The 22,293-nt window shown below is 69.3% G+C and carries 19 protein-coding genes; 8 read left to right on the plus strand and 11 right to left on the minus strand.

What is annotated here, in order from left to right; genetic code table 11:
* Positions 1-119 precede the first annotated feature (119 nt).
* The 10 genes from KF684_07575 to KF684_07620 form a co-directional block, all read right to left on the minus strand.
* Positions 120-3,479 carry a PD40 domain-containing protein gene (locus KF684_07575; GenBank protein MBX3352779.1) on the minus strand — a complete coding sequence of 1,120 codons (3,360 nt, stop codon included), beginning with the start codon at positions 3,477-3,479 and terminating at the stop codon, positions 120-122.
* A gap of 235 nt (positions 3,480-3,714) precedes the next feature.
* Positions 3,715-4,686, minus strand: a complete 972-nt coding sequence (locus KF684_07580) for an NHL repeat-containing protein (protein ID MBX3352780.1) — start codon at positions 4,684-4,686, stop codon at positions 3,715-3,717.
* 58 nt (positions 4,687-4,744) lie between these two features.
* The gene (locus KF684_07585) at positions 4,745-5,638 is read right to left on the minus strand and encodes a hypothetical protein (GenBank protein ID MBX3352781.1); all 894 of its coding nucleotides are present in this window, start codon (positions 5,636-5,638) and stop codon (positions 4,745-4,747) included.
* A 62-nt stretch (positions 5,639-5,700) separates the two neighbouring features.
* On the minus strand, positions 5,701-6,834 hold the full coding sequence (locus KF684_07590) for a [LysW]-lysine hydrolase (GenBank protein MBX3352782.1): 1,134 nt from the start codon (positions 6,832-6,834) through the stop codon (positions 5,701-5,703).
* Positions 6,822-7,625, minus strand: coding sequence for a [LysW]-aminoadipate kinase (locus tag KF684_07595; protein ID MBX3352783.1), 804 nt, complete (start codon positions 7,623-7,625; stop codon positions 6,822-6,824). Before KF684_07595 ends, KF684_07590 begins: the two co-directional genes overlap by 13 nt.
* A gap of 11 nt (positions 7,626-7,636) precedes the next feature.
* The gene (gene argC / locus KF684_07600) at positions 7,637-8,665 is read right to left on the minus strand and encodes an N-acetyl-gamma-glutamyl-phosphate reductase (GenBank protein MBX3352784.1); all 1,029 of its coding nucleotides are present in this window, start codon (positions 8,663-8,665) and stop codon (positions 7,637-7,639) included.
* Entirely contained in the window at positions 8,662-9,585 is a 924-nt protein-coding gene (gene lysX / locus KF684_07605; protein MBX3352785.1) for a lysine biosynthesis protein LysX, read from the minus strand. The genes argC and lysX overlap by 4 nt, the downstream gene beginning before the upstream one ends.
* Before the next feature lie 49 nt (positions 9,586-9,634).
* Entirely contained in the window at positions 9,635-9,826 is a 192-nt protein-coding gene (gene lysW, locus KF684_07610; protein MBX3352786.1) for a lysine biosynthesis protein LysW, read from the minus strand.
* A 116-nt stretch (positions 9,827-9,942) separates the two neighbouring features.
* Positions 9,943-10,101: a hypothetical protein gene (locus tag KF684_07615; GenBank protein ID MBX3352787.1), complete on the minus strand. Its 159-nt coding sequence runs from the start codon at positions 10,099-10,101 to the stop codon at positions 9,943-9,945.
* 54 nt (positions 10,102-10,155) lie between these two features.
* Complete coding sequence (locus KF684_07620; GenBank protein MBX3352788.1) at positions 10,156-10,479, minus strand: hypothetical protein; 324 nt, start codon at positions 10,477-10,479, stop codon at positions 10,156-10,158.
* Positions 10,480-10,589: 110 nt separating this feature from the next.
* Between KF684_07620 and KF684_07625 the strand changes: the two genes are divergently transcribed.
* From KF684_07625 to KF684_07655, 7 genes are all read left to right on the plus strand, one after another.
* A complete protein-coding gene (locus KF684_07625; GenBank protein ID MBX3352789.1) occupies positions 10,590-11,165 on the plus strand; it encodes a sigma-70 family RNA polymerase sigma factor in 576 nt (191 codons plus the stop codon).
* Positions 11,162-13,588 (plus strand): serine/threonine protein kinase, encoded by a 2,427-nt coding sequence (locus tag KF684_07630; GenBank protein ID MBX3352790.1) that lies wholly within the window; start codon positions 11,162-11,164, stop codon positions 13,586-13,588. Before KF684_07625 ends, KF684_07630 begins: the two co-directional genes overlap by 4 nt.
* An 86-nt stretch (positions 13,589-13,674) precedes the next feature.
* On the plus strand, positions 13,675-16,032 hold the full coding sequence (locus KF684_07635) for a protein kinase (GenBank protein MBX3352791.1): 2,358 nt from the start codon (positions 13,675-13,677) through the stop codon (positions 16,030-16,032).
* Positions 16,029-16,853, plus strand: a complete 825-nt coding sequence (locus KF684_07640) for a hypothetical protein (protein ID MBX3352792.1) — start codon at positions 16,029-16,031, stop codon at positions 16,851-16,853. The genes KF684_07635 and KF684_07640 overlap by 4 nt, the downstream gene beginning before the upstream one ends.
* A gap of 83 nt (positions 16,854-16,936) precedes the next feature.
* Positions 16,937-17,770: a hypothetical protein gene (locus tag KF684_07645; GenBank protein MBX3352793.1), complete on the plus strand. Its 834-nt coding sequence runs from the start codon at positions 16,937-16,939 to the stop codon at positions 17,768-17,770.
* A gap of 218 nt (positions 17,771-17,988) precedes the next feature.
* Positions 17,989-18,315 (plus strand): cation:proton antiporter, encoded by a 327-nt coding sequence (locus KF684_07650; protein MBX3352794.1) that lies wholly within the window; start codon positions 17,989-17,991, stop codon positions 18,313-18,315.
* Positions 18,306-18,932: an NAD-binding protein gene (locus tag KF684_07655; GenBank protein MBX3352795.1), complete on the plus strand. Its 627-nt coding sequence runs from the start codon at positions 18,306-18,308 to the stop codon at positions 18,930-18,932. The genes KF684_07650 and KF684_07655 overlap by 10 nt, the downstream gene beginning before the upstream one ends.
* Here the strand turns inward: KF684_07655 and KF684_07660 are convergent.
* Entirely contained in the window at positions 18,895-21,216 is a 2,322-nt protein-coding gene (locus KF684_07660; GenBank protein ID MBX3352796.1) for a serine/threonine protein kinase, read from the minus strand. The genes KF684_07655 and KF684_07660 overlap by 38 nt on opposite strands.
* 278 nt (positions 21,217-21,494) lie before the next feature.
* On the opposite strand from KF684_07660, the gene KF684_07665 reads away from it, so the two are divergent.
* Positions 21,495-22,259 (plus strand): hypothetical protein, encoded by a 765-nt coding sequence (locus KF684_07665; protein ID MBX3352797.1) that lies wholly within the window; start codon positions 21,495-21,497, stop codon positions 22,257-22,259.
* Positions 22,260-22,293 lie beyond the last annotated feature (34 nt).

The raw sequence follows: 22,293 nt of genomic DNA on the forward strand, positions 1-22,293 counted from the left end.
AGTGTACCAGATCGGGGGGGCGGCACAACCCCTTTTTTTGGGCGACGCCCCGCGCGACCAACGACAGGACCGGGCCCGCTCGGGCCCGGTCCTGGGGTGCGACTCGGGATGTCTCGCGATCAGCGGCCGGCAGGCGCGTCGAGCTGCTTCAGCAGGACCTCGACGGCCTTGGCGATCTGGGGGTCTTCGCCCGCCGCGGCCTGCTCAGGGGTAATCGCGATCTTGTGGGTGGGCTCCAGCTGGCTGTTCTCGAGGTACTGGCCGTCGGCGCCCTTCGTGCCGACCTGGGGGATGCCGAAGATCAGGTCGCCGGTGTGGAGGCGCTCCCACCACACCGCAGACGCGGTGCCAGGCACGGGCATGCCGACCGTGTCGCCGATCTTGAGCTCCTTGTAGACCCAGGGGAAGAAGTGGGCGTCGGAGTAGTTGCCCTCGCCCATGACGACGATGGACGGCTTGGTCCAGCGCTTCTGGGGATCGCCCGGGAAGCCCTTGTCAGGGGCGGCGTCGTTGCGCGGGTAGAGGTCGACGTACGCCTTGCCGGTGAGGAAGGTCGCGAGGTCATCGTGCAGCCAGCCGCCGCCGTTGAAGCGGGTGTCGACGACGAGAGCCTCCTTCAGGAAGTGGCGTCCGAGGACCTCGGAGTAGAAGTCGCGGAAGCTCCCGTCGTTCATGCCGCGGATGTGCATGTAGCCAAGGCGACCGTTCGAGAGCTTGTCGACCAGGTCGCGCTTCGCGAGCACCCATCGCTCATAGAGCAGGTTGCTCTCCTCGCCGATCGAAAACGGGCGGACAACGACGTCGCGCGGATCCTCGTCGCCGGTGCGAAGGGTGAGGCGCACGCGCTGGCCGGCTTTGCGGTTGAGCTGCTCGTAGATGTTGCGGTTGCGATCGAGCGCAACCCCGTCGATGTGGGTGATGACGTCGCCGACCTTGGCGCCGACGCCGGCGCGATCGAGCGGGCCTCGCGTCAGGATCTCGGCGATGCGCTGGCCCTCGCCGGTGTAGGACTTGTCGAAGAACACGCCCAGCGACGCGGTGCTGGCGGCGCCGTCGGCCGGGGCCGGGCGGTAGCGCCCGCCGGTGTGCGACGCGTTCAGCTCGCCCAGGATCTCGGAGAGCAGCGTCGCGAAGTCGCGGTTGTTGGTGATGCCGGCGAGCTTCGGGCGGTACTGGTCGCGGTAGAAGGCCCAGTCCACGCCGTGCATATCGGGGCGGTAGAACTTCTGGAGCGTCTGGCGCCAGACGTGGTCGAAGAGGTGCTCGCGCTCCGCGTCGCCGTTGATGTCCTGGCTGGCGGAAAACGCGATGGGCTTCCGCTCGCCCGACGACGCGTTGACCTGGGAGAGGGCGCCGTTCGCGAGGACGAAGATGGTCTTGCCGTCCTTGGACATCTGCATCGACGCGGAGTTGGCGCCGAGCTTGGCGAGGATCTTGGTGGACTGCTCGCGGAAGTCGTGGACCCAGAGGTCGTAGCCGCGCTCGAAGCGGGAGAGATAGAAGAGCTTGTCGCCGTCGGGCGCGAGCTGGAAGTCGGCCAGATCCGACGAGTGGATCGTGAGCCGGACGGTCCGGAACTCGATGTTGTCGAAGTCGATCTCGACGGGCTTGGCCTTCGCCTCGTCCTTCTTGTCGTCGGCGTCCTTCTTGTCGTCGCCCTTGGCTTCGTCGTCCTTCTTCTCGTCGGCGGCGTCGTCGGGCTTGGGCTCGTCCTTCTTCTCGTCGTCCTTGGGCTTCTTCTTCTCGCGCTCCTTGATCTTCTCCTCGAGCTCCTTCTTGAGCTGGTACTCCTCCTTCGAGAGGCGGAAGCGGTCGAAGGCGTCCTGCGTCAGGAACGCGCCCATGACATCGAACTGCGAGCCCCACGAGCCGTGCGCGCGCGTGCCGTAGCGGTCGCTCGCCCACACCAGCGCCTCGCCCTTCATCGCGAAATGGGGCATCTGGTCGACGTACCCGGAGTTCGCCACGTCGATCGGCCCCTTCGAGCCGTCGGCGGCGACGAGGCCGACATCGCCGAAGAACACGCGCCCGCGGCTGTAGAACTGCACCGCCAGCCAGTGGTTGTCGGGCGACCATTCGAACCAGTGGTCTCCGTCGCTGTACGAGTAGTACTGGTCGCCAGGGAGCGCGACCGTGCTCTCCTTCGACTCGAGGTCGAACACGCGGACCTCGGTGCGGTTGTGCAGGTACGCGACCTTCTTCCCATCCGGAGAGAAGCTCGGCTGGAACTCCTCGGCGTCGGTCGCGATGAGCGCGGATTCTTCGATGCTCGTGGCGCTGAAGAAGTACAGCTCGTTGTCGTCGGTCAGTTTCGACTGATAGATGTTCCACGACCCGTCGCGCTCGCCTGCGTAGATCAGCGAGCGCCCGTCCGGGGCGAAATCGACCGACCGCTCCTGCTCGGGCGTGTTCGTGATGCGCCGGGTGGTGGCGAACTCGGTCGAGGTGACGAACACGTCGCCGCGAAGGACGAACGCGACCTCTTTGCCGCTGGGCGAGACCGCGAACTCGCTCGCGCCCGTTGACCGGGTCTGCGTGCGACGGTCGGCCGGGATATCGAGCGCGACCTCGATGTTGACCTTGCGTGGCTCGCGCCCGCGCTGCATGAAGTAGATGTCCCCGTGCCAGCTGAAGGCCGCGTCGCCGTTGCGCGCGACGGTCAGGTCGCGCACCGGGTGCTTCTGGAACCGGGTGAGCTGCTCGACGCGCCCGCCCGGCGTGAGGGGCTGGCGGAACACGTTCATGTCGCCGGCGCGCTCCGAGAGATAGATCACCGCCTGATCGTTGCGATCGAAGTGGGGCACGCGGTCCTCGCCCTCGAAGTCCGTGAGTTTCGTGTGGGCGCCGGTGCGCAGGTCGTGCAGCCAGATGTCGCGGGTGACCGAGGAGCGGTGGTGCTTGCGCAGGTCGTCCTCGTAGCCCTTGCGGTCTTCGTAGATGAGGCGCGAGCCGGCGGCGTCGTAGCGGGCGTTGACGGCCGGGGTGGTCAGGAGCATCGTCGGCGTGCCCCCTGCGACCGGGACGCTGTAGAGCTCGCTGAGGATGGGCGTGGGGAACAGCGACGACTTCACATCGTCCATGCGCGAGCTGGTGAAGATCACCGCCGAGCCGTCGGGCGTGAAGTCGGTCGGCATGTCGTCGGCCGAGTGGAAGGTCAGGCGCGTCGCGGGCCCGCCGGTCGAGGGCATGACGAAGACGTCGTAGTTGCCCTCGCGATCCGACGCGAAGGCGATGTGCTTGCCGTCGCGCGACCAGACGGGGCTCGTCTCGTGCGCCGGGCTCACCGTGAGCGGGACGGCGCGCCCGCCGCTGGCCGGCACGGTGTAGAGGTCGCCGGCGTGGGAGAAGACGATCGTCTTCCCATCGGGCGAGAGCGCCGGGGCGCGGAACCAGTTGGGCGAGACCTGCTGGGCCGACGCGGCGGCGCCTAGGCAGGCCAGCAGCGAGAACACGGACACACGGGCACGAAGCGTTGGCATGACGGATCCGATCATGGGCGGGAAGGGATGAGCAGTGGCGGCACAGGGTCGCTCCCCGCGGAGCGTGCGAGGAAAGGGGGCGTGATTGTCCCCTCAACCCGGATGCAACGCAACCGGTTCGCCCGCCCCGGGTTGCCGTCGAGGGGGCGTGGCCCGGGGGCCGGATGATCGAATGCCCCCACATCGCCCGGCGGGCGACGAGGGAGCGAGCGGAGGCAATGGAAGCGCCGGGGCGTCAGCGTCGGCGTCGTGACGCGAGCATCGCCGCGGGGAGCACCGCTGCGACGACCGGGGGCGAGGGGATCGCCGGGATGATCGTGATGAAGACCGGCCCGCGGAGCCCGGCCTCGGGGCCGGAGAGGAAGATGTCGAGGAACTCGCCGGTTTTCCCGTCGAAGCGGTAGACGCGTTCGTTGAACGAAGTGACGTACAGGAAGCCGTCCGGGCCGAAGGCCATGCCGACCGGGGTGGTCATGCCGGCGACGCCCGGCGTGGTGAAGTTCCCGAGGAACTCGCCAGTCGTCGCGTCGTAACGGCGCACCGCGTTGCTGCCCTCGCTGGTGACGAAGAGGTTGTTGTCGTCGTCGAAGTGGAGCACGCGCGGGCGCGTGATGAGCGCGTTGGGGATGAAGGTGTCGATGAAGGCGCCGGTTTCGCCGTCGTAGCGGTTGATGCGCCCGTTGTTGTACGAGGGGACGTACAGGTTGCCGTCGGGCCCGAAGATCAGGCCGTTGTCGGCGCCGCTGAGCCCGCCGGAGTTGGGCGCGACGAAGTTGCCGATCAGCTCTCCGGTTGTGCCGTTGAACTTCACGACGGAGTTGCGTGTGAAGGACGAGACGTAGGCGTCGCCGTTGGCGTCCCAGGCGATGCCGGTGGGCGCGTCGAGGATCGACGCCGGCGCGGTGATGAAGGTGTCGATGAACTCACCGGTCTGCGCGCTGTAGCGCAGCACGCGGTCGTTGGCCTCGGAGACGACATACAGCAGCCCGTCGGGCCCGACCCTCGTGGCGAGCGGGCGCACGATCGGGGGCGACGCGCCCAGGTTCCCGATGCGCTGTCCCGTCGCGAGATCGTAGCGGATGACCGAGTTGTTGAAGAACGAGGTGACGAGCATCTCGTAGCGCTGCGCGAGGGCGTCGCCGGTGAGCGAGCCGATAGCCACGACCGCGGCGCACGCGGCGCCGGGCCTTCCGAACCAATGTTTCATGTCCTTGCTCTCTTTCCTGAGGAGTGCGCCGCCAGCGCGGCGCGTGCGAAACGGGTCGTCAGGCGCCCGAACTTCGTGGCCTGCCCCGCGATGACTGACTCGGCGATCGGTAGCGACGGATAAGGAGGTCTTTGCCCGCAGAGGTCGGGCTCTCGAAGCGCGAGAGCATGCGGAGTGTTTCGGTGAGTTCCTGCGACGTCGCGCCCCGCGCGAGGGCTTGTCGCACCGCCGCGAGCACGATGTCCGACGCGAATCCCGTGTAGTAGCCCCAGTTCAGCAGCGGGTTGGAGGTGGTGTGCGCGGTCCGCAGCCCGTCGGCGCGCTCGTCGAAGAGCGCGTTGAGGAGGCAGCGACCGTCGGCGACGACGCCCAGATACTCGCCGGGCGCGTGCGCGACGGCGTCCTCGCCCCGGGGGTCCACGACGACCTCGACCCCGGGAAGGTCCACCGGCGCGAACACTTTCACGGCGACGCGGACCCGCTCCGCGGCGCGGACGAAATCGCCGGCGAGTTCGCCCACGAGCCGCGGCGTCACGATCGCGATCGCGAAGGAACCCGCGCCGTGCAGCATCGACCTCGCGCGCTGCATCGCGCCTTCACGGTCAGAAACGCGGTAGAGAAGGTCGTCGGGCTCGGCTTCGTCGTCCTCGGCGAGCGCTTCGAGCGCCGGCGCGATCTGGTCGAGCCGGCGACGCGCCGCGTCGAGCAGGTCGCCCGGGGGGACGGCGCGCGCGAGCCGGTTGCCCTCGTCCTCGCTGGTGACGACGGCGCCGCGTGATTCGAGCGACTCGATCGCTTTATAGATGTTGCCCACCGGTTTCCCGAGCGCCTGCGCGACGCGGTACCCGGTGGCGGGTGAGTGGCGCGCCAGGAACGCGTACACCTCGGCCTCCAGAGGGGTGAGCCCGAGGGCAGCGAGCGCGTCGGCGAGGGATGATGCGGGGGGCGTCATGTATTCTTCTTACGAAGGAAGAATACGCCCGGTTGCTCCCTCGACGAGCACAAAATGGAGCCTTAATGCGATGCTTTGTGAGCGCTTTGTTCGGGCGCGATCCGGCCCGTGACGTCCTCACGCTCGCTGGCGAGCGTGCCGAGGGCTGCCGCAAGCACCCGCGTCGCGCGCAGATACTCGTCGAGCGGGAGGCGCTCGTCGGGCGCATGGTCGAGCGCGCTGTCGCCGGGCCCGTAAGCGACGATGGGGCAGCCCCACGCGCCGGCGACCGTGTTCATGTCGCTCGTGCCGGTCTTTACGACCGGTCGGGCGCGCACGCCCTGATCGGCGATCGCGCCAGCGAGGGCGTTGGCGACGGGGTTGGAGCGTTCGGCGCGCACGGCGGGCGTGTGGCCGTCGAACCGCAACGAGACGCCCTCGGCGCGCTGCGCGATCATCCGCTCCAGTTCGCGTGGCGCGAGGCGTGTGGGCAAGCGGAAGCCGACCGTCAGCGTGGCGCGGTCGGTGAGGCCGTCGGAGTCGGTGACGAAGCGCTGCAGGGCGATCTGGAGTTGATCGAAGAGCGCGCCCTGCGCGTCGTTCTGCGCGTTGGTCCATGCGCGCAGATCGTTGAACCAGTCGACGGCGCGCTCGGCCGCTGTGCCCTGGGGCCCGGCGGAGTGCGCGCCGGACTGCTCGAACACCGCCTCGACGAGGAGGCGCCCCTTGTAGCCCAGCGTGAAACGGTCCCACTGGCTCGGCTCGCCGATGATGCAGGCGTGGGGGCGTCGTCGATCACGGATGTAGGTTGCGCCGGGCGAAGTGGGGGTCTCTTCGCCGACGGCGCCGACGACGACCACGCGCACATCGTCGGGGATCGCGGCGTTCGTGGCTCCGATCACGAACGCCGCGAGGGGCCCCTTCGCGTCGACGCTGCCCCGCCCCCAGAGAACATTGTCGTCGTCGATGCGCACCGGGATATGCCCCGGCACGGTGTCGATGTGCCCGAGCAGGACGATCTCGCGCGCGTCGGGGCTTGTCGATCCGAGTTCGCCGACCGCGTTGCCGGCCTCGTCGATCGAGGCGCGGAAGCCCATCGCCGCCATGCGCGTCGCGAGCAGCGCGACCGCGGGGCGCTCGCTGCCCGAGACGCTGGGCGTCGCGACGAGGTCGCGCACCAGGTCGATGGCTTCCTGATCGCCGATCACGCGACGCATGTGCCCATGCCTTCCAGCGCGCGGCTGATCGGTGACTCGACGCGCGCGTCGGCCAGGATCACACGTGACACGCCCCCGTCGATCGCTTCCTGCGCCGCGAGCACCTTCTTCTTCATGCGCCCGCCCGCGAGTTCGATCGCGCCGTCGATCTCGGCGCGCGGGATATTCGGGATGAGCGACGATTCGTCGGGGAACTCCCGCAGAAGCCCGGGGACATTCGAGAGGATGACCAGCGTGTCGGCGCCGAGGGCCGACGCGGTGCGGGCCGCGGCGCGGTCGGCGTCGACATTGATCGCCTCGTGCTCCTCGCTCAGCCCGGGGGGCGAGAGGACGGGGGTGTAGCCCGCGTCGAGGAGTTGGTTGAGGAGTTCGGCGTTCACGCGGTCGACGGTTCCGGTGTAGTCGTCGCGCAGCACTCGCACGGCGCCGTCTTCGACGACGCGGATCGCGCTCTTGCGCTTGCCGACCCACAGCCCCCCGTCCAGCCCCGAGAGGCCGAGTGCGCGGACCTCCCGGGACTGGAGCGCGAGGACCAGTTGCTTGTTGATGCGCCCGATGCAGGCCATCTGGAAGATCTCGAGCGTGCGCTTGTCGGTGCGCCGGCTCGTGTGCCCGGAGGGCGAGGTGACGAACTGCGCCGGGTGGCCGAGCTGCTCGGCGAGGATGTTCGTCTCGTTGGAGCCGCCGTGGACGAGCACGACGCGCTGCCCGCTCTTGATGAGACGGGCGGCGTCGTCGCAGACGGTCTCGTAGCCGACGCCCTCGGCGCCGCCGATCTTCACCACGATCATGGGTTGTTCTCTCAGCACGGGTGGACCGCCGGGAAACGGAGGCCGGCGGTCTCGTCGAGGCCGCACATCAGGTTCATGCACTGGATCGCGGAGCCGGCGGCGCCCTTGCCCAGGTTGTCAATCGCGCACAGCGCGACGACGCGGTTCGTGCCCTCCTGCGCGACGAAGGAGACATCGGCGAAGTTGGTGCCTGCGACCAGGCGCGGCTCGGGGAAGCGGTAGAGCCCGCGCCGCTCCTTCACGATGCGCACGAAGGGCTCGTTCTCGTAGGCGTTGCGGTAGATCGGCCAGAGGTCGCGATCGGTGAGGGGGCGATTCGTGAAGACATGACAGGTCGCGAGTATGCCTCGCACCAGTTCGACGGCGGTGGCGGTGAAGCACAGGTCGAGCGGGCCGAGGAGTTGCTGGATCTCCGCCTCGTGGCGGTGGCTGGTGGGCGCGAAGGTGCGCATCGCGCGGGAGCGCTCGGGGTGGTGGCTCGACTGGCTGGGCTCTGCGCCTGCTTCGGACGAGCCGACCTTGACATCGGCGACGACACGCTCGATGAACCCGGCGCGCGCCAGTGGCAGCAGCGCCAGGTTCACCGAGGTCGCGTTGCACCCCACGCCGCTGACATACCTCGCGGCACGGATCGCGTCGCGATGGGCTTCTGGCAGCCCGTACACGAAGCGGTCCAGCCAGCCGGCGGCGGGGTGCGGCTCGCCGTAGGTGCGCTCGTACAGATCGGGGTCGCGGAGTCGGAAATCCGCGGAGAGGTCGACGATGCGCGGCGCCAGCGCCGTGTAGCGATCGATCTGGGCCGCGGTCTCGTTGTGCGGCAGGCAGAGAAAGATCACATCGACCGGCGTTGCGTCGTCCGGGCTGATGAACGACAGGTCCGTGAACCCGCGCAGGTTCGCGTGAACTCCGTGGATGGGCCACCCCGCCTTGCCGCGCGAGGTGGCCCAGGCGACCTCTGCGCCCGGGTGGAGCGTGAGCAGGCGGAGGAGTTCTCCGCCGGTGTAGCCGGTGGCGCCGACGATTCCGACTCGAACGCTCACGCGCGGGCTCCCGTGGTGGTGGTTTCGCGGATCGTCGCGCCAGCGCCCCGGAACGGAAGGGCGGCCTGGGCGCGCTCGATCGCGAAATCAACGACGCGGGCTGGGATGTCGACGCCGGTGGGCGCGACGGAGTTGCGGAACTCCATGGTGGAGTTCACCTCATTCACGAGCAGCCCGCGCTCGGGGTGCTCGAGCAGATCGATCGCGACGAGCGCAGGGCGTCCGTCGCTGACGGCGTGCGCGGCGCGCACGCACAGGTCGTTCATTTCCGGTGTTACCTGGAACGCCGCGGTGGTGGCGCCGCGCGCGGTGTTGGTGATCCAGTGCGGGCTGTTGCGCACGATCGCGCAGATGGTCGCGTCGCCCACGACGAAGGCGCGGATGTCGCGCCCGGGCTTGTCGACGAACTCCTGGAGGTAGAGCACGCCGTGCTGCACGCCCCCGAGGGTGGTCTTGTGCTCGATGACCGCCTCGAGGGCGTCGCGATCGTTCAGACGCGCGATGAGGCGCCCCCACGAGCCGACGGTCGGCTTGAGCACGACCGGGTATCCCAGTTCCTCGGCGGCGGCGATCGCGCCCTCGGGGCTGAACGCTGCGACGGCGCGTGGCTGGGGCACGCCGGCGCTGCGCAGCGCGAGGGTGGTGCGCAGCTTGTCGCCGCAGACCTCGACGACATGGGGCGTGTTCACGCAGATCGCGCCCTGGGATTCGAGCGCGTGGAGGATCGCGAGCGCCTTGGTGTGGCTGAGGCAGCGATCGAGGACGACCTCGCCCGGCTCGACGAGCGTGCGCCCGTTGGTGAGGTCGACGATCGCCTCGTCGGCGTGGATCAGGTTGACCGCGACGCTGCGGCGTTCGAGCTCGTCGAGGAGCATGCGCTCTTCGACTCGGATCCGGGAATGGAGGACGCTGACGCGCATCTGGTGAGTTCCGTGGGAGTGCGTGAGGGAGTGCTGGACGCGGCGATGCTTACTCGCCCCAGTCTTCCTCGACCTCGGGGGCCAGCTCGACGGTGATGGGGTCGAGCCCCGTGACCTCGAGGTCGGCGGAGCAGGACGAGCAGCGGACGACCTCGTGGCGCCGGGGCTCGCGCTGGAAGCGAACCTCGGCGGCGCACTCGGGGCACGCGCAGGTCAGGGCGATCGTGGTGGTCTGTGACATGGGTCGGATCCTTTCAGAAACGGTGGGGATTTGTGTGGGTGCGGAAAAACAACAAGGCCCGCTGGAAGGACTCCGGCGGGCCAGACGGTTGCTGGTCTGGGGGGGTTGATCGCTGCTTACGCGCGATCGGCGCCGGGTGCCTTCAAGGGGGCTTTTTTGCCTTTGCCGAGTTTCTGCGCAGCGTTCACGGCCGCGTTGGCGGCGTTCGCGAGGGTCGTGCTGAGCGAAAGGGTGGTCATGGCAAAGCGTTTCCGGCTGCTGACGATGATTCTCATCGGACCGGGAGAGTCAAGTTCTGAAGCCAAACAATCACAAACACCGCGGGCGGATCAGTCCCGGTCGACGCGGACATACTTCATGTTGAGCCCGCCCTGAATGGCGTCGCCCTCCCTGGTGAGTACCTGCGATCCTCCGGGGCCTTTCAGGATGACCCGCTTGCCGTCGACTTCGTACTCGGCGGCGAACACGGTGCCCACGACGGTGGTGACGTAGACGCGCCGGCCCTTGAACTCGAGGGCGCCCAGCCCGCTGACCTCTCGGTACTCGCCCGAAAGGCCGCCGCCGCGACCGGCGAAGGTCCACCCTGCGATGAGCAGCGAAGCCACGGTCGCGAGGAGGCCCCACCCGGCGCGGCGGCGGTTGGGAATGGGCATTCTGGTGGTTTCCTTGGGGCGTCTTGGCCGGGAAGGCGGTCAACTGGTACATTCCGTCCGGACCTATGCGGATTCCCTGCGCCGGTCCGCAGCCCGTACGCCCCCACACGATGAAATCACCTTCGAGCAGCCCAAACGACGACGCCGGGGTGATCACGGACACGATGTACTCCGAGCTGCGCCGGATCGCGCACCGGGTCTTCGCGTCCGAGCGGAGAGACCACACCCTTCAGCCCACGGCGGTCGTGAACGAGGCCTGTATCCGCCTGCTGTCGGGCGGCCTGCCGGAGCTGCCTCGCGCGCAGCAGCTCGCGATCGGCGCGAGGGTTCTCAGGCAGGTGCTCATCGACCACGCGCGAGCGCGCAACGCGGATAAGCGCGGCGGGGGGGGCGCCGGGGGCGCCGGGGGCGCAGGCGCGATCCGTCTCGATCTCGATCGTGACATCCTCGCGCACGACGCAGAGCAGATCGAGTTCGGCGCGATCACCGAGGCGATGGACCGGCTCCGCGCGCTGAGCGAGCGCCAGGCGGAAGTCGTCACGCTCCGGCTTTTCGCCGGGATGACCATGGAGCAGATCGCGTCGGTGCTCGATGTCTCGAAGCGAACCGTCGAGTCTGACTGGGCGGTGGCCCGCGCGTGGCTGCGGCGTGAGCTGTCCGCTTCGCTGGGGGAGTCCTCGGAGTGAGCGAGCGAGACCTGCACGAGCGCGCTTCGGAGGTCTTTCTCGCGCTGCGCGGGCTCGACGGGCCCGAGCGCGAGCGCCGTCTCGACGAGCTGACATCCGGCGATGCCGCGCTGCGCGCCGAGGCGGCGTCGCTGCTGGCGCACGATGTCGGAGGCGCAGACGACGCCGACGAGACCGGGACGCCTTCGATGATCGGCCCGTACCGGGTGATCGGGCGCCTGGGTCGCGGCGGGGGCGGGTATGTGCTGCTCGCGGAGCAGGACGAGCCGGTGCGCCGGCGCGTCGCGATCAAGGTCGCGCCCTACGCGGCGGTCGACCCGGACGCGGCAGCTCGTTTCGAGTTCGAGCGCCGCGCGCTCGAGCAGACCGAGCACCCCAACATCGCGAGGATCCTCGACGCCGGTCGCACGCCGGAGGGGCTGCCCTTCATCGTGATGGAGTATGTCGAGGGCGAGCCGATCACCGCCTATTGCGAGCGCATGGCTCTCGGCGTGCGCGAGCGGATCGGCCTGATGCTCGATGTCGCCGGCGCGGCCCAGCACGCGCACCAGCGCGGCGTGATCCACCGCGACCTCAAGCCCGGCAACATCCTCGTCAGCGGCGCGAGCGGGAAACCCTCGGTGCGCGTGCTCGATTTCGGGATCGCGAAGGCGATCGCCAGCACAGAGTTGTCCGAGGGTGCGCCGACGTCGGGGCTCCCGATCGGGACGCCGGCCTACATGGCGCCCGAGCAGACCGGCGGGCGCCCCGTCGACATCCGCGCCGATGTCTACGCGCTGGGCGCGGTGTTGTACGAACTGGTCGCAGGGCGAGCGCCTGTCGACACGGGCGCCGACCCGTGGGAGGCGATGCGTCGCGTTCGCGAGGACACGCCGCCCCCGGCGTCGAGCGAGCGGCGTCACGGCGCGCCGAGGGCGCTGCTCGCCGACCTCGACTGCGTGCTCGCGAAAGCGCTCGAGAAGAACCCCGATCGGCGCTACCCGACCGCGGCGTCGCTGGCGGAGGACCTGGGGCGCGTGCTGCGCGGCGAGGCGATCGTCGCGCGAAGGCCGACGCCGGGGTACCGCGCGGCGCGCTTCGTGGGGCGAAACCGTGCGCTGGTCGCGTCGGGCGTTGTCGTCGCTCTGGCCGCGTCGGTGGGGGTCGCCGGGCTGGCGATCGGCCTGCGCGAAGCGGACGCGCAGCGGCGCGAGGCCACCCTGCAGCGCGACGCCCAGCGCGAGATCAACCGCTTTCTGACCGAGGACCTTCTCGCCGCCGCGTCCGCGGACCGCGAGGGGCAGCACGCGACGGCTCTGGACCTGCTGCGCAGCGCGAGCCGCAGGGTGGAGTCCCGGTTGTCGCAGCGACCCGAGATCGCGGCCGCGATCCATCACACCCTGGGCGGCGCCTACATGGAGCTCGGCGAGTACGACGATGCGCAGGCGCATTTCGCGCGTGCGCTCGAACTCCGTCGCGCCGCGTCCGGCCCCGACTCGCCGGACACCGTTCGCTCAGAGGTCGCGGTCGCCGGGCTCCTCGGCGCGCGCCAGATGTACGCCGAGGCCGAGCCGGCGCTCCTGGCGGCGATCGAGCGGGCGCGACTGATCCTCGGGGCCGGCGACCCGGCCCTCTACGCGGCGCTGAACGATCTGGGCGTCGTGTACGAGTCCCTCGATCGCGCGTCCGCGGCGGTGGGGCTGCTGCGCGAGGCGCTCGAGGGCCGGGCGCGCCTTCTGGGCGCGCAGGACCCGCTCGTGCTGGTGACGACCAGCAATCTCGCGCAGGCCTACGACCGGGCGGGCGACCCGGAGCGATCGCTGGCGCTCATGCTCGACGCGTTGCGGATCGCCGAGTCGATGCCCGACGCGCCGAGGATGACGCTGCTCGGGCTCCACAACAACATCGGCGCAACGATGCAGGATCTGCGACGAGAACACGACGCGGCGCCGCATCTGCGCGTGGCGGCGGATCTCGCGTACGAGTCGCTCGGCGCGGAGCACCCGGCGACGCTCACGATCCGGGGGAACCTGGCCGGGCTGGAGGCCAAGATCGGCAACCCGCTCCGGGCGGCGGAGCTGTACGAAGAGGTCGTGAAGGTTCAGGCGTCACTGTTCGGGGCCGACGCGCTGAGCACCCTGACCGCGAGGTACGGGCGATGGAACGCGATGCGTCTCGCAGGTCGCCCGTCCGAGGCCGCCGCCGGCTTTGGGACGCTGCTGGAAGACATGACCCGCGCGCTCGGCGATCCGCACTGGCTGACCAACCAGACCCGTGTGACGCTGGCGCGTGTGCTGCTCGATTCGGGTCGGGCCGGGGAAGCGATGGTCCACGCCGAGCGCGGGCTTGAGCACTTTCTTGCGCTCTACGGCCCAGAGCATTCCCGGGCGCAGACCGCGTCGCAGCTCGTCGACGAGATCCGTGTGTCCCTTTCACGACAGTGATTGCGCGTTGTATACTGAGCGTGGAGCGCGCGGGCCACCGGAGGCGCCGCGCCCGGCGTGTGCAGCACGGAAAGGCGGTCGAGCGGATGGCTGGCCCCGACGAGCGGCGTGAAGGGCGTGATCCGTTGTGGGGGCCGACCAGGTCCCTGCCCGGCGAGTTCGCGCACGAGCAAGACGCCAAGTCAGCGCGTGACGGCGAAACGCTCCGCGTCGGCAGCGTGGTCGGGGGGTGCGTGATCCAGTCGCTGATCGCCGAGGGTGGCCAGGGCGTCGTCTATCGCGCTCGCCAGGCCCAGCCCGACCGGACGGTGGCGATCAAGACGCTGCGCCCCAGCCGGCTCGACCCGCGTCGCGTCGAGCGGTTCCTCGCCGAGTGCGACCTGCTCTCGAAGAACGCGCACCCCAACATCGTCACGCTCCATGTCGTGGGCAGCTACGAGTGCTCTCCCGGTGTCAGCGCCCCATACCTCGTGATGGGGTACGTCGCTTCGGCCCGTTCGATCACCGAAGCGGCCCGGGCGTTCGGCTGGACCGAAGAGCAGAAGATCGCGAAGTTCCAGGACGCGTGCCGCGCCGTCGCGTTCCTGCACAAGCGCGGGGTGCGTCATTTCGATCTGAAGCCGGCGAACATCCTCGTCGACGACGACGGGCTGGTTCGCGTGTCGGACCTCGGGCTCGCGCGGTCGTACTCCGAGCGGCTCGTCGTGTCGCCCGGTGGCACGCTCTCACACATGAGCCCCGAGCAGTGCCGCGGCGACCCAGAGTCTCTCGACGCGCGCAGCGACATCTATTCGCTGGGCGTGGTCCTGTACGAACTGCTCAGCGGGCGCCTGCCGATCGACATCCGGTCCGAAGAGGGCGTGCCGCTGAAAACCGAGGACGTGTTCGAGCGGATCTGCACGCAGCCCCCGACGCCGCTCGCGCAGCGCGCGCGGGCCATCGATCCTGCGTTGGCGGCGATCGTGATGCGCGCGCTGCAGAAACGCCCCCAGGACCGGTATCAGAGCGTCGACGAGATGCTCCAGGCGCTCGAGAACTACCTGGAGGAGAATCGGCGTCGGCGCATCGCGCGCGTGTTCACCGAGAGCCGGCGGCGTGTGCAGCGCGGCGCGGCGCTCCTCGTGCTCGCCATCCTCGCGACCTTCGCGGCGCTCGGGGTCGGCTGGGTGGCGACCGAACGCACCGGGTATGTGGCGAGGTGGGAGGCCTTCGTCGCGAGCAACCTCGGCCCGGCGACCCCGGCCGGAGCGCCGTTCTACGCGTCCGTGATCGAGTACGCCGAGACGACCGATCCTGTCGCGCTCGCCGAAGCGACGGGGGTCGCCGGGGTCACCGCCGAGGTGCGCACCCATCGCGCACTCCACGGCCAGCTCGCGCGCACCCTCGCCAGATCCGGCGCCAGAGCCGTGGTGTTCGACATCGTCTTCCGCGCGGAATCGGAGTACGACGACGCGCTCGTGTCGGGCATCCAGGCGCTCCGTGACGCCGGCATCGGCGTGGTCGTCGCGTCGTCCTCGTGGACGATCGATGAAGCGAAGGGAAAGCCGCAGATCAGCGAGAGCATCTGGAAGCACGCCGACTGGGGCTGCTTCGAGGTCCAGCTGACGATGGACGGGCGTCTGTGGATCCCGCTCGCGGTGGCCCGCGCCGGGCACGAACCGATGCCATCGCTCGCCTTGGCCGCGTACGCGGCGTCCCGGGCCGAGGGCGCCCGGTTCAGTTTCGGGCTCGATCGCGACCGCCGGGCGCTCGACATCGTGTACTGGCAGCCCGTGTCCGATCGCCCGGGGGGCCGACGCCTGCTGGCTCGCTCCGACCGGCTCGCGGCAACGGATATCGACTCGTTCGAATCGTGGTCGGGCATTGAGAACCGTGGCATGCTCGAGGGCGACCTCATCGCGTGGTACAAGCCGGCGATGCTCGAGATGGCGCAGCTGCGCAGCGCGACCCGCCTGTATGACGACGTCATTCGCGCGAGCGAGCAGGACCTGCGGGCCTGGTTCGCCGACAAGGTCGTGTTCATCGGGAACTTCACGGCTCGCGCCGGCGATATCCACGATGTGAACGGCGAGGACTGGCCGGGCGTCTATTTCCACGCGATCACGCTCGAATCCCTGGCGCGCGACATCCGCCCGCGCGTCGCAGACTGGGCCGCCCACGCGATGCTCGGGCTCCCGGTCGCGATCACGGGCGCCGGCGTCCCGGTTCTCATGCTGCGCCGCCGGTCGGGGCGTGCGGCCCGCGCCGCCGCGATGGGCGTGTTCGTCGCGCTCACGCTGCTGGCGCCGGCGGCGCTCGCGGCGCTGCTCTACAAGCAGGGCCTTGTTCTGCTGAATCCGCTGACGCTCTGTCTGGGCGTCGCGTTCACCGGGCTCTTCTGGTGGATCGCCTTCCGCTTGTTCACGCGTTCGCAACCGCACGGCCGCTCAGGAGTGGTGTCATGAACAGTCCCGTTCAGCGAATTTCCGGCATCGTTCTCGCGATCGGGATCTGCGCCGGGGTCGGGGCCGATCCCGTCGTCCTCCAGCCCTTCAAGCCGCTCAAGGTCGTTGTGGCCGACTCCAAGCCCGTGACAGCAGATCACGGCTCCGTGGTGATCACCGACGCGAGCACGACCAGCGACCAGAGCTCGACCCAGGAGTTCAAGGCCGCGGTCTTCCCGCAGCGTTACCTGGTCACGGGCGACCACGTGCAGTCGAACGCGTCCGTCGAGGTGTCGGGCCCGGGAGGTCTCGGGAACCACATCGTGCTCGATCGGGGCATCGTGGTCGCCGAGTTGGGGTATCTGCCCCTCGACATCCCCGAGCAGGCAGGAAACGCGGGCGACATCGAGCCCGCGAACATCATGATGCTCCGGCGCCCGTACCCCGTGACGACGATTCGCTCGATCGGCGCCGGCGCCGAGGGATCGATCATCCTCTTCGCGACGACGGTCGGGATCATCACCGCCGTCGATCCCGCGTCGACTTCCAGCGTCGTCGACGTGGTGATGCTGTGCCTCGACGTCGATGACGTCGCGACCTCCGAGCTTCACGCGATGGAGATCGACGGGTCGGGCCCGACGGTGACGATGACGCTCTCCGGCTCCGAGACCACGACGCATTTCATCAGCGTCAGCATCACGACCAGCGCAGCCGGCGTCGTGACGGTGGCGTCGCCCGTGAAGCGGCTCTTCACCGACCACGCCAGGATCGGTGCGCTGCGTGATTCGCTGAACAAGACCCGCACCGCGAACGGCGCCGACTTCTGGCTGCCGGGGCTCTGACGCAAAGAACCGAGTGCACGCGAGGTTCTGCCTCGCCGGCCTCCGGTGCGCGGACCACAACGACACGAATGCAGGAACCGACCATGGGCACGAGCAGATTGAGCAAAGCAACGACCATCCTCTGCGCGATCGGCCTGACGACCACCGCCGGGGTGAGCAACCCGGTGATGGAGGAGATCTCGCAAACCAGGCGGACGCCGCTGCCTGGTCCGATCCTGCAGCCCATCACGACACCGCTCGGCTCCGTCGTCGTCAGGGATGCGCGAACACAACCCGGAGCGAGCGGGGAGCGGTTCGATGTCGCGGTCTTTGCGCAGATGGCCAAGCACACCAATGATCAGTGCGCCACGAGGGCGGAGTACAGGAGCGAAGACGCCCTTCGGGGTCTGCACAATCACCTCGTGCTCGATCGGGGCGTCGCGGTCTTCAATGCAGAGGGCGTTGAGTCGGCCGGCGCGCACGCTGCGGGAGTCCAGGCGGATGCTGCCCAGATCCTGCGGCGTCCCTATCCCCTGACGACAATCCGATCGATAGGCGCCGGGGCGGAGGGCTCGATCATCGTCGTCGCGGTCACGACAGGCGTCCTGAGTCCCGCGCCTCAGAATCCGGTCCACACCAGCATCGATGTCGTGATGATGTATCTCTCGGGCACGGATTCGTCGGTCCTCTACGCGTCGCAGCACTTCGCCGACGGAAGGGGCTTCGTCGAGACGGGGCAACTCCCCGGCACCCGGCGCGATCGAGACTTTCTGTCCGTCAACCTGATCCTCGATGAGAACGGGGCCGTCGTCAGGGCCGGGGGGCCGGCAACCCTCTCGCTCGCCGAGCAGAAGCACACGAGGATTCGGGATCTGCGTGACTCACTCCAGGCCCAGCTGAAGGTCCACGGCGAACGCTTCTGGGAGCCCGGCCTCTAGGGGGTTGTCGCTGGTATCGTGAGGGGCTGACCGACCACCCGTGACCGCGCACGGAGGCGCCCCTCGATGCACATCGAATCGCTGAATCACTTCGAGCTGATCGCCGCCGTGCTGCTCCTGGCGACGGCGGCGGGCGCGATCGTGACGCTGCTGCGCCAGCCGCTGATCGTCGCGTTCATCGCGGTGGGCATCCTCGCCGGCCCGGTCGGTCTCGGCCTGTGCGCGAGGGAGACTTCTTCCCGGCGCTCGCGGAGATGGGCATCGCGTTGCTGCTGTTCCTTGTGGGTTTGCGTCTGGACCTGCAGGTGATCCGGACGATGGGCCCGGTCGCGCTCGCGACGGGGCTGGGGCAGGTCGCGTTCACCTCGATCATCGGGTTCGGGCTCTGCCTGGCGCTGGGGCTGAGCGTGGTCGCCTCGATCTATGTCGCGGTCGCGCTGACCTTCTCGAGCACCATCATCATCGTCAAGCTGCTGAGCGACAAGCGCGAGATCGATTCGTCTGCGAGACGCTCGGGCACATCGACTCGGGCGTCATGGGCCTGATCACGCTCGTGGGTCTGATCACGATCGGGCTGTCGACGTACATGATCCTTTACTCGCACCCGCTGTACGAGTTCCTTGCGCCGGCGCTGCGCGTGTTCGAGCGCCGGTCTCCTCATCGCGAGACCAACGACGAGAGCGATGCGCCGGAGGGCGCCGACGCGATCGTGGTCGGCATGGGGCGCTACGGGCTGAACATCGCGAAGGAGCTGAGGTCGCGAGGGTGGTCGGTGCTGGGCGTCGACTTCGACCCGCACGCGGTCAGAAACGCGACGGCGCAGGGCATCAATGCGCACTACGCCGACGCGGAAGACCCGGAGGAGCTCGGCGAACTTCCCATCGCGTCGGCGCGGTGGGTCGTCTGCACGACGCCGCTGCACGCGACGGAGCGGAGCATCCTCGAGTCGCTGCGAGCGAACGGCTACAAGGGGATGGTGGCGGCGACGGCGCACCGCGCCGAGGAGGCGTCGGCGCTGGAGCGAGCGGGCGTGACGATGACGCTGTTCCCCTACGCCGACGGCGCGGTTCGCGCCGCCGAGCGGATCGACTCGCACGAGCCGGGGCGCCGTTCGGCGCCGGTGGTCACTCGGCCCGACGCTGCGCCGCGAGCAGACGCGTGATCACCGCGTGGATGCTGGGTTCGTAGGTGACGAGGTCGGGGCCGGTCGCCGTGCCTTCGGCGATGCGCCGGCGGAGTCGTTCGAGTGACCACTCGGCCCACTCCACGGCTTCTGGCAGGGCGCTGAGGAGCTCGGGCGAGGCGAGCGGAGACTCGGACGCGATCGCGAGGGCGTTCGAGAGGTACATCCCGGTGACCATAGCGGTCCTGCCGATGGTCCCGTCCTCGGAGTGAATGTGGTCGATCTCGCGGCTGCGGCGCACGATCTCACGCATGGGCTCGAGACGGTCGTTGATCTGGAGACCGGCGTCGGCGCGCGTGAGGATGTAGTCGGCGTGGAGGCTGAGAATCCGCATCTCCAGAACCGGACGCAGGCCTTCGTGCGTCGATGTCGGCTGCGAGCCGAGGAGTGAGAGGGCGTCGTCGAAGAGCGTGACCCCATCGAGCGGGCGCCCCGACTCCCTCGACACGATCCCTGCCGGCAGCGCGGCGCGGATCAGCAGGTCGACGCGTTCGTTCGCGTCATCGATGCGAGGGAGGATCTCGCGCACACGGGGGAAGAGTTCGAGGAACCGGTCGAGCGAGCCGCCCGGGTTTGCCTGGTGGTTGCGCATGGCGTGCGCGGCGCGGATGTCGAATCGCAGGAGCGAGAGGTCGTCCTCGACGCGCCCCGGATCGAGTCGCGACGCGGCGAGGGTGAGCTCGCTCGCGCGCTCGAGGCGCGCGCTGCTGCCGGCGGGTCCGTAAGGGGGGAACTCCCAGTGGTGCGCGTTCTGGTGCGCGAACGCCGTGGCTCGCGCGAGGGGCGCGTTCATCCCGAAGCGCTCGAGGGCGCGTTCTCCCAGGGCGGCGGCGTGGTCGAGCGGCTCTTTGGCGCTGGGGAGTCCGAGCGAGGCGAAGTCCGGATGGCCCAGGGCGGCGCCCAGTTTCGTGTACGCATCGACGAGTTCGCGCGCAAACTCGGGATCCTTCAAGGCGTGGTGCTCGAGGGCCCGGTAGCTGTCCAGCGTGCGCCGGAGCACCTCGGCCCGGATTTCGACGGCCCCCGGCACGCGCTCGAGCTGATCGATGAAATCCACGACGAGCGATGTGCTGAGCGCGCGCAGGTCCACCAGCCGGCCCTCGGCGTCGGCCTGGGCACGCCTTGCGTCGACGGCCTGCACCACAGCGACCGTCGCGACCGAGAGCACGGTGACGACGCCGAGCGTCAGCAGCCCCGCTTCGCGCCGATTGCGCTTCGCGAGGCGCCAGAGTCTGCCCATCGCCCCGGTGGGCTTGGCGTGGATCGGCTCGCCCCCGAGCCAGCGGCGAAGGTCGTCGCGCATGGCGGCGGCGGAGATGTAGCGGTCCATGGGGGACTTCTCGAGCGCCGTGAGGACGATGGTCTCGAGGTCCGCCGGGATGTCGCGCCGGAACTCACGCGGGCTGCGCGGCGTGTCGTTGATCACGCGCTGCGCGGCGCGGGTGAAGGGGACGCCGTCGAGGTCGACCGGGTGCACGCCGGTCAGGGCGCGATAGAGCATCGCGCCCAGCGCGTAGACATCCGAGCACGCGCCCCCGGCGCGTCCCTCGAACTGTTCGGGCGCCATCGCGGTCAGAGTGCCGAAGCCGTGGGTGAGCAGGGTGAGCGTTGATTCACCCACCTTGTCGTCGAGGAGCCTGGCGATGCCGAAATCGAGGACCTTGGGGACCAGGTCGGCGCGCACGAGGATGTTGCCGGGTTTGAGGTCCAAGTGCAGGACGCCGTGCTCGTGCGCACACGCGATGGCGTCCGCGATGTGCATGATCACGGTCGCGCGCTGGCGCAGGTCGAGGCCGTGCGCGTCGATCGCCTCGAGCAGGGGGAGGCCCTCGACATACTCCATAAGGATCCAGGGAGTCCCGCGGAGCTGCCCGCGGCACTGGCCGGCGGCGTAGAGGCGCGCGATGTTCGGGTGGTCGAGCCGGCCGAGCGCGACGGCTTCCCGTTCGAGGCGCCGAATGAATCTCGGGTCGCGCAGATCGGGGTTCAGGATCTTGAGCGCCGCGCGGCGCTCGGTGGACCGCTGGATGACCTCGAGCACCACGCCCATCCCGCCGCGACCGATCTCGCGGACCGCGTGGAGCCCGGGGACCGCGCCGCGCAGCCACTCCAGCTCGTCGGGAGGCGGCTGCGGCGCGCTGCGCGCCGGGTTCGCCAGTGTGAGGAAATCGCCCGCTTCGCGCGCGACGAACTCGTCGAGATCTTCACGACCCTCGAGGTCGCGAAGGAACGATTCCCAGATCTCGTCGGGGCGGGCGGTCATGCGCGGATCCGTGCCAGGGATGCGTGGCCGGAGCCGACTCACTGTACACGATCCCTGGCGTTTCGAAAGACGTATCTCCCCCGGAATTCGTGGCATGCGCCCCAAAAGCGGATTCCGGTTGTCCGTGACCGCGTGCGTGCGCGGGTGCATCCCGGCGCCCGGTCGGGACGAACGACCACCCAATGGGGTGCGCCCGCGTCGCGGGCGTGCGCTTCGGTGCGCCCGCGCGAGCGGGCGTGTCAAAGGTCAGTGTCACAGTTCTGAATAGGAGAGAGACAATGCATGTTCTTTCGACTCGAACGGCCTGCGCGTCCGCGCTTGCGGCCTTGTTCGCGTGCGCCGGCGGCGCGCAGGCGCAGACGGCCAGCGCCGTGGGCCTCGACGACTTCAGCATCCACGTGGTGGGCGAGGGCCTGTTCGGTCCGACGCGCATCAACACCCTGAACTCGCGCTTCCAGGTCAACGGGCGCAACCCCAGCTCGGCGATGCGCAACTTCGGGCTGTGGACCGCGTTCAACCTCGACGGCGGCGCGCTGTTCGATTCGCCGATCTCGACGCTCGACTCGGTGCGCATCGACCTCTTCGGCGCCGTGCCCATCACCGGCCAGGACGTTCCCAGCGTGATCCGCGACGGGAACCTGCAGGTCTATTTCACCACCGACAGCCGCGATGTGCTGGCCGCGGCCAACGGCTTCGTCTGGGACATCAACTCGCCCAACGGGCTCGGCTCGCAGTTCTCCGACCTCACGCTCGTCGGCGAGGTCGGGCTGGTGCGCGGCACGCAGGATGTGTCGTTCGATGTCGATCTGACCTCGATCCGCGAGACGCTCGTCGGGCGCATCAACGCCGGCGAGCAGGTCCGGTTCCTGTTCACCTCGGACACGATGGACTTCGCGAGCAGCTGGGGCGTGGGCGTGCCGGGCACGAGCACGGTGCTCGCCTTTGACGGGCCTGCGCCGGTCGTGACCTTCGTGGTCCCGGCCCCGGGCGCCGCGGCGCTGCTGGGGTGCGCCGGGATCGCGGCGATGCGCCGGCGTCGGTGATCGTTGCGTCGTGTCGCAAGCCCCCGTCCAGGGT

Source organism: Phycisphaeraceae bacterium (assembly GCA_019636675.1).
In the GTDB taxonomy this organism is placed as follows: Bacteria; Planctomycetota; Phycisphaerae; order Phycisphaerales; family UBA1924; genus JAHBXC01.

Coding starts and splice junctions, on each gene's coding strand:
- KF684_07575 (MBX3352779.1), bottom strand. CDS start 3,479: ATGCCAACGCTTCGTGCCCGTGTGTCCGTGTTCTCGCTGCTGGCCTGC.
- KF684_07580 (MBX3352780.1), bottom strand. CDS start 4,686: ATGAAACATTGGTTCGGAAGGCCCGGCGCCGCGTGCGCCGCGGTCGTG.
- KF684_07585 (MBX3352781.1), bottom strand. CDS start 5,638: ATGACGCCCCCCGCATCATCCCTCGCCGACGCGCTCGCTGCCCTCGGG.
- KF684_07590 (MBX3352782.1), bottom strand. CDS start 6,834: ATGCGTCGCGTGATCGGCGATCAGGAAGCCATCGACCTGGTGCGCGAC.
- KF684_07595 (MBX3352783.1), bottom strand. CDS start 7,625: ATGATCGTGGTGAAGATCGGCGGCGCCGAGGGCGTCGGCTACGAGACC.
- lysX (MBX3352785.1), bottom strand. CDS start 9,585: ATGCGCGTCAGCGTCCTCCATTCCCGGATCCGAGTCGAAGAGCGCATG.
- lysW (MBX3352786.1), bottom strand. CDS start 9,826: ATGTCACAGACCACCACGATCGCCCTGACCTGCGCGTGCCCCGAGTGC.
- KF684_07615 (MBX3352787.1), bottom strand. CDS start 10,101: ATGAGAATCATCGTCAGCAGCCGGAAACGCTTTGCCATGACCACCCTT.
- KF684_07620 (MBX3352788.1), bottom strand. CDS start 10,479: ATGCCCATTCCCAACCGCCGCCGCGCCGGGTGGGGCCTCCTCGCGACC.
- KF684_07625 (MBX3352789.1), top strand. CDS start 10,590: ATGAAATCACCTTCGAGCAGCCCAAACGACGACGCCGGGGTGATCACG.
- KF684_07635 (MBX3352791.1), top strand. CDS start 13,675: ATGGCTGGCCCCGACGAGCGGCGTGAAGGGCGTGATCCGTTGTGGGGG.
- KF684_07640 (MBX3352792.1), top strand. CDS start 16,029: ATGAACAGTCCCGTTCAGCGAATTTCCGGCATCGTTCTCGCGATCGGG.
- KF684_07645 (MBX3352793.1), top strand. CDS start 16,937: ATGGGCACGAGCAGATTGAGCAAAGCAACGACCATCCTCTGCGCGATC.
- KF684_07655 (MBX3352795.1), top strand. CDS start 18,306: ATGGGCCTGATCACGCTCGTGGGTCTGATCACGATCGGGCTGTCGACG.
- KF684_07660 (MBX3352796.1), bottom strand. CDS start 21,216: ATGACCGCCCGCCCCGACGAGATCTGGGAATCGTTCCTTCGCGACCTC.
- KF684_07665 (MBX3352797.1), top strand. CDS start 21,495: ATGCATGTTCTTTCGACTCGAACGGCCTGCGCGTCCGCGCTTGCGGCC.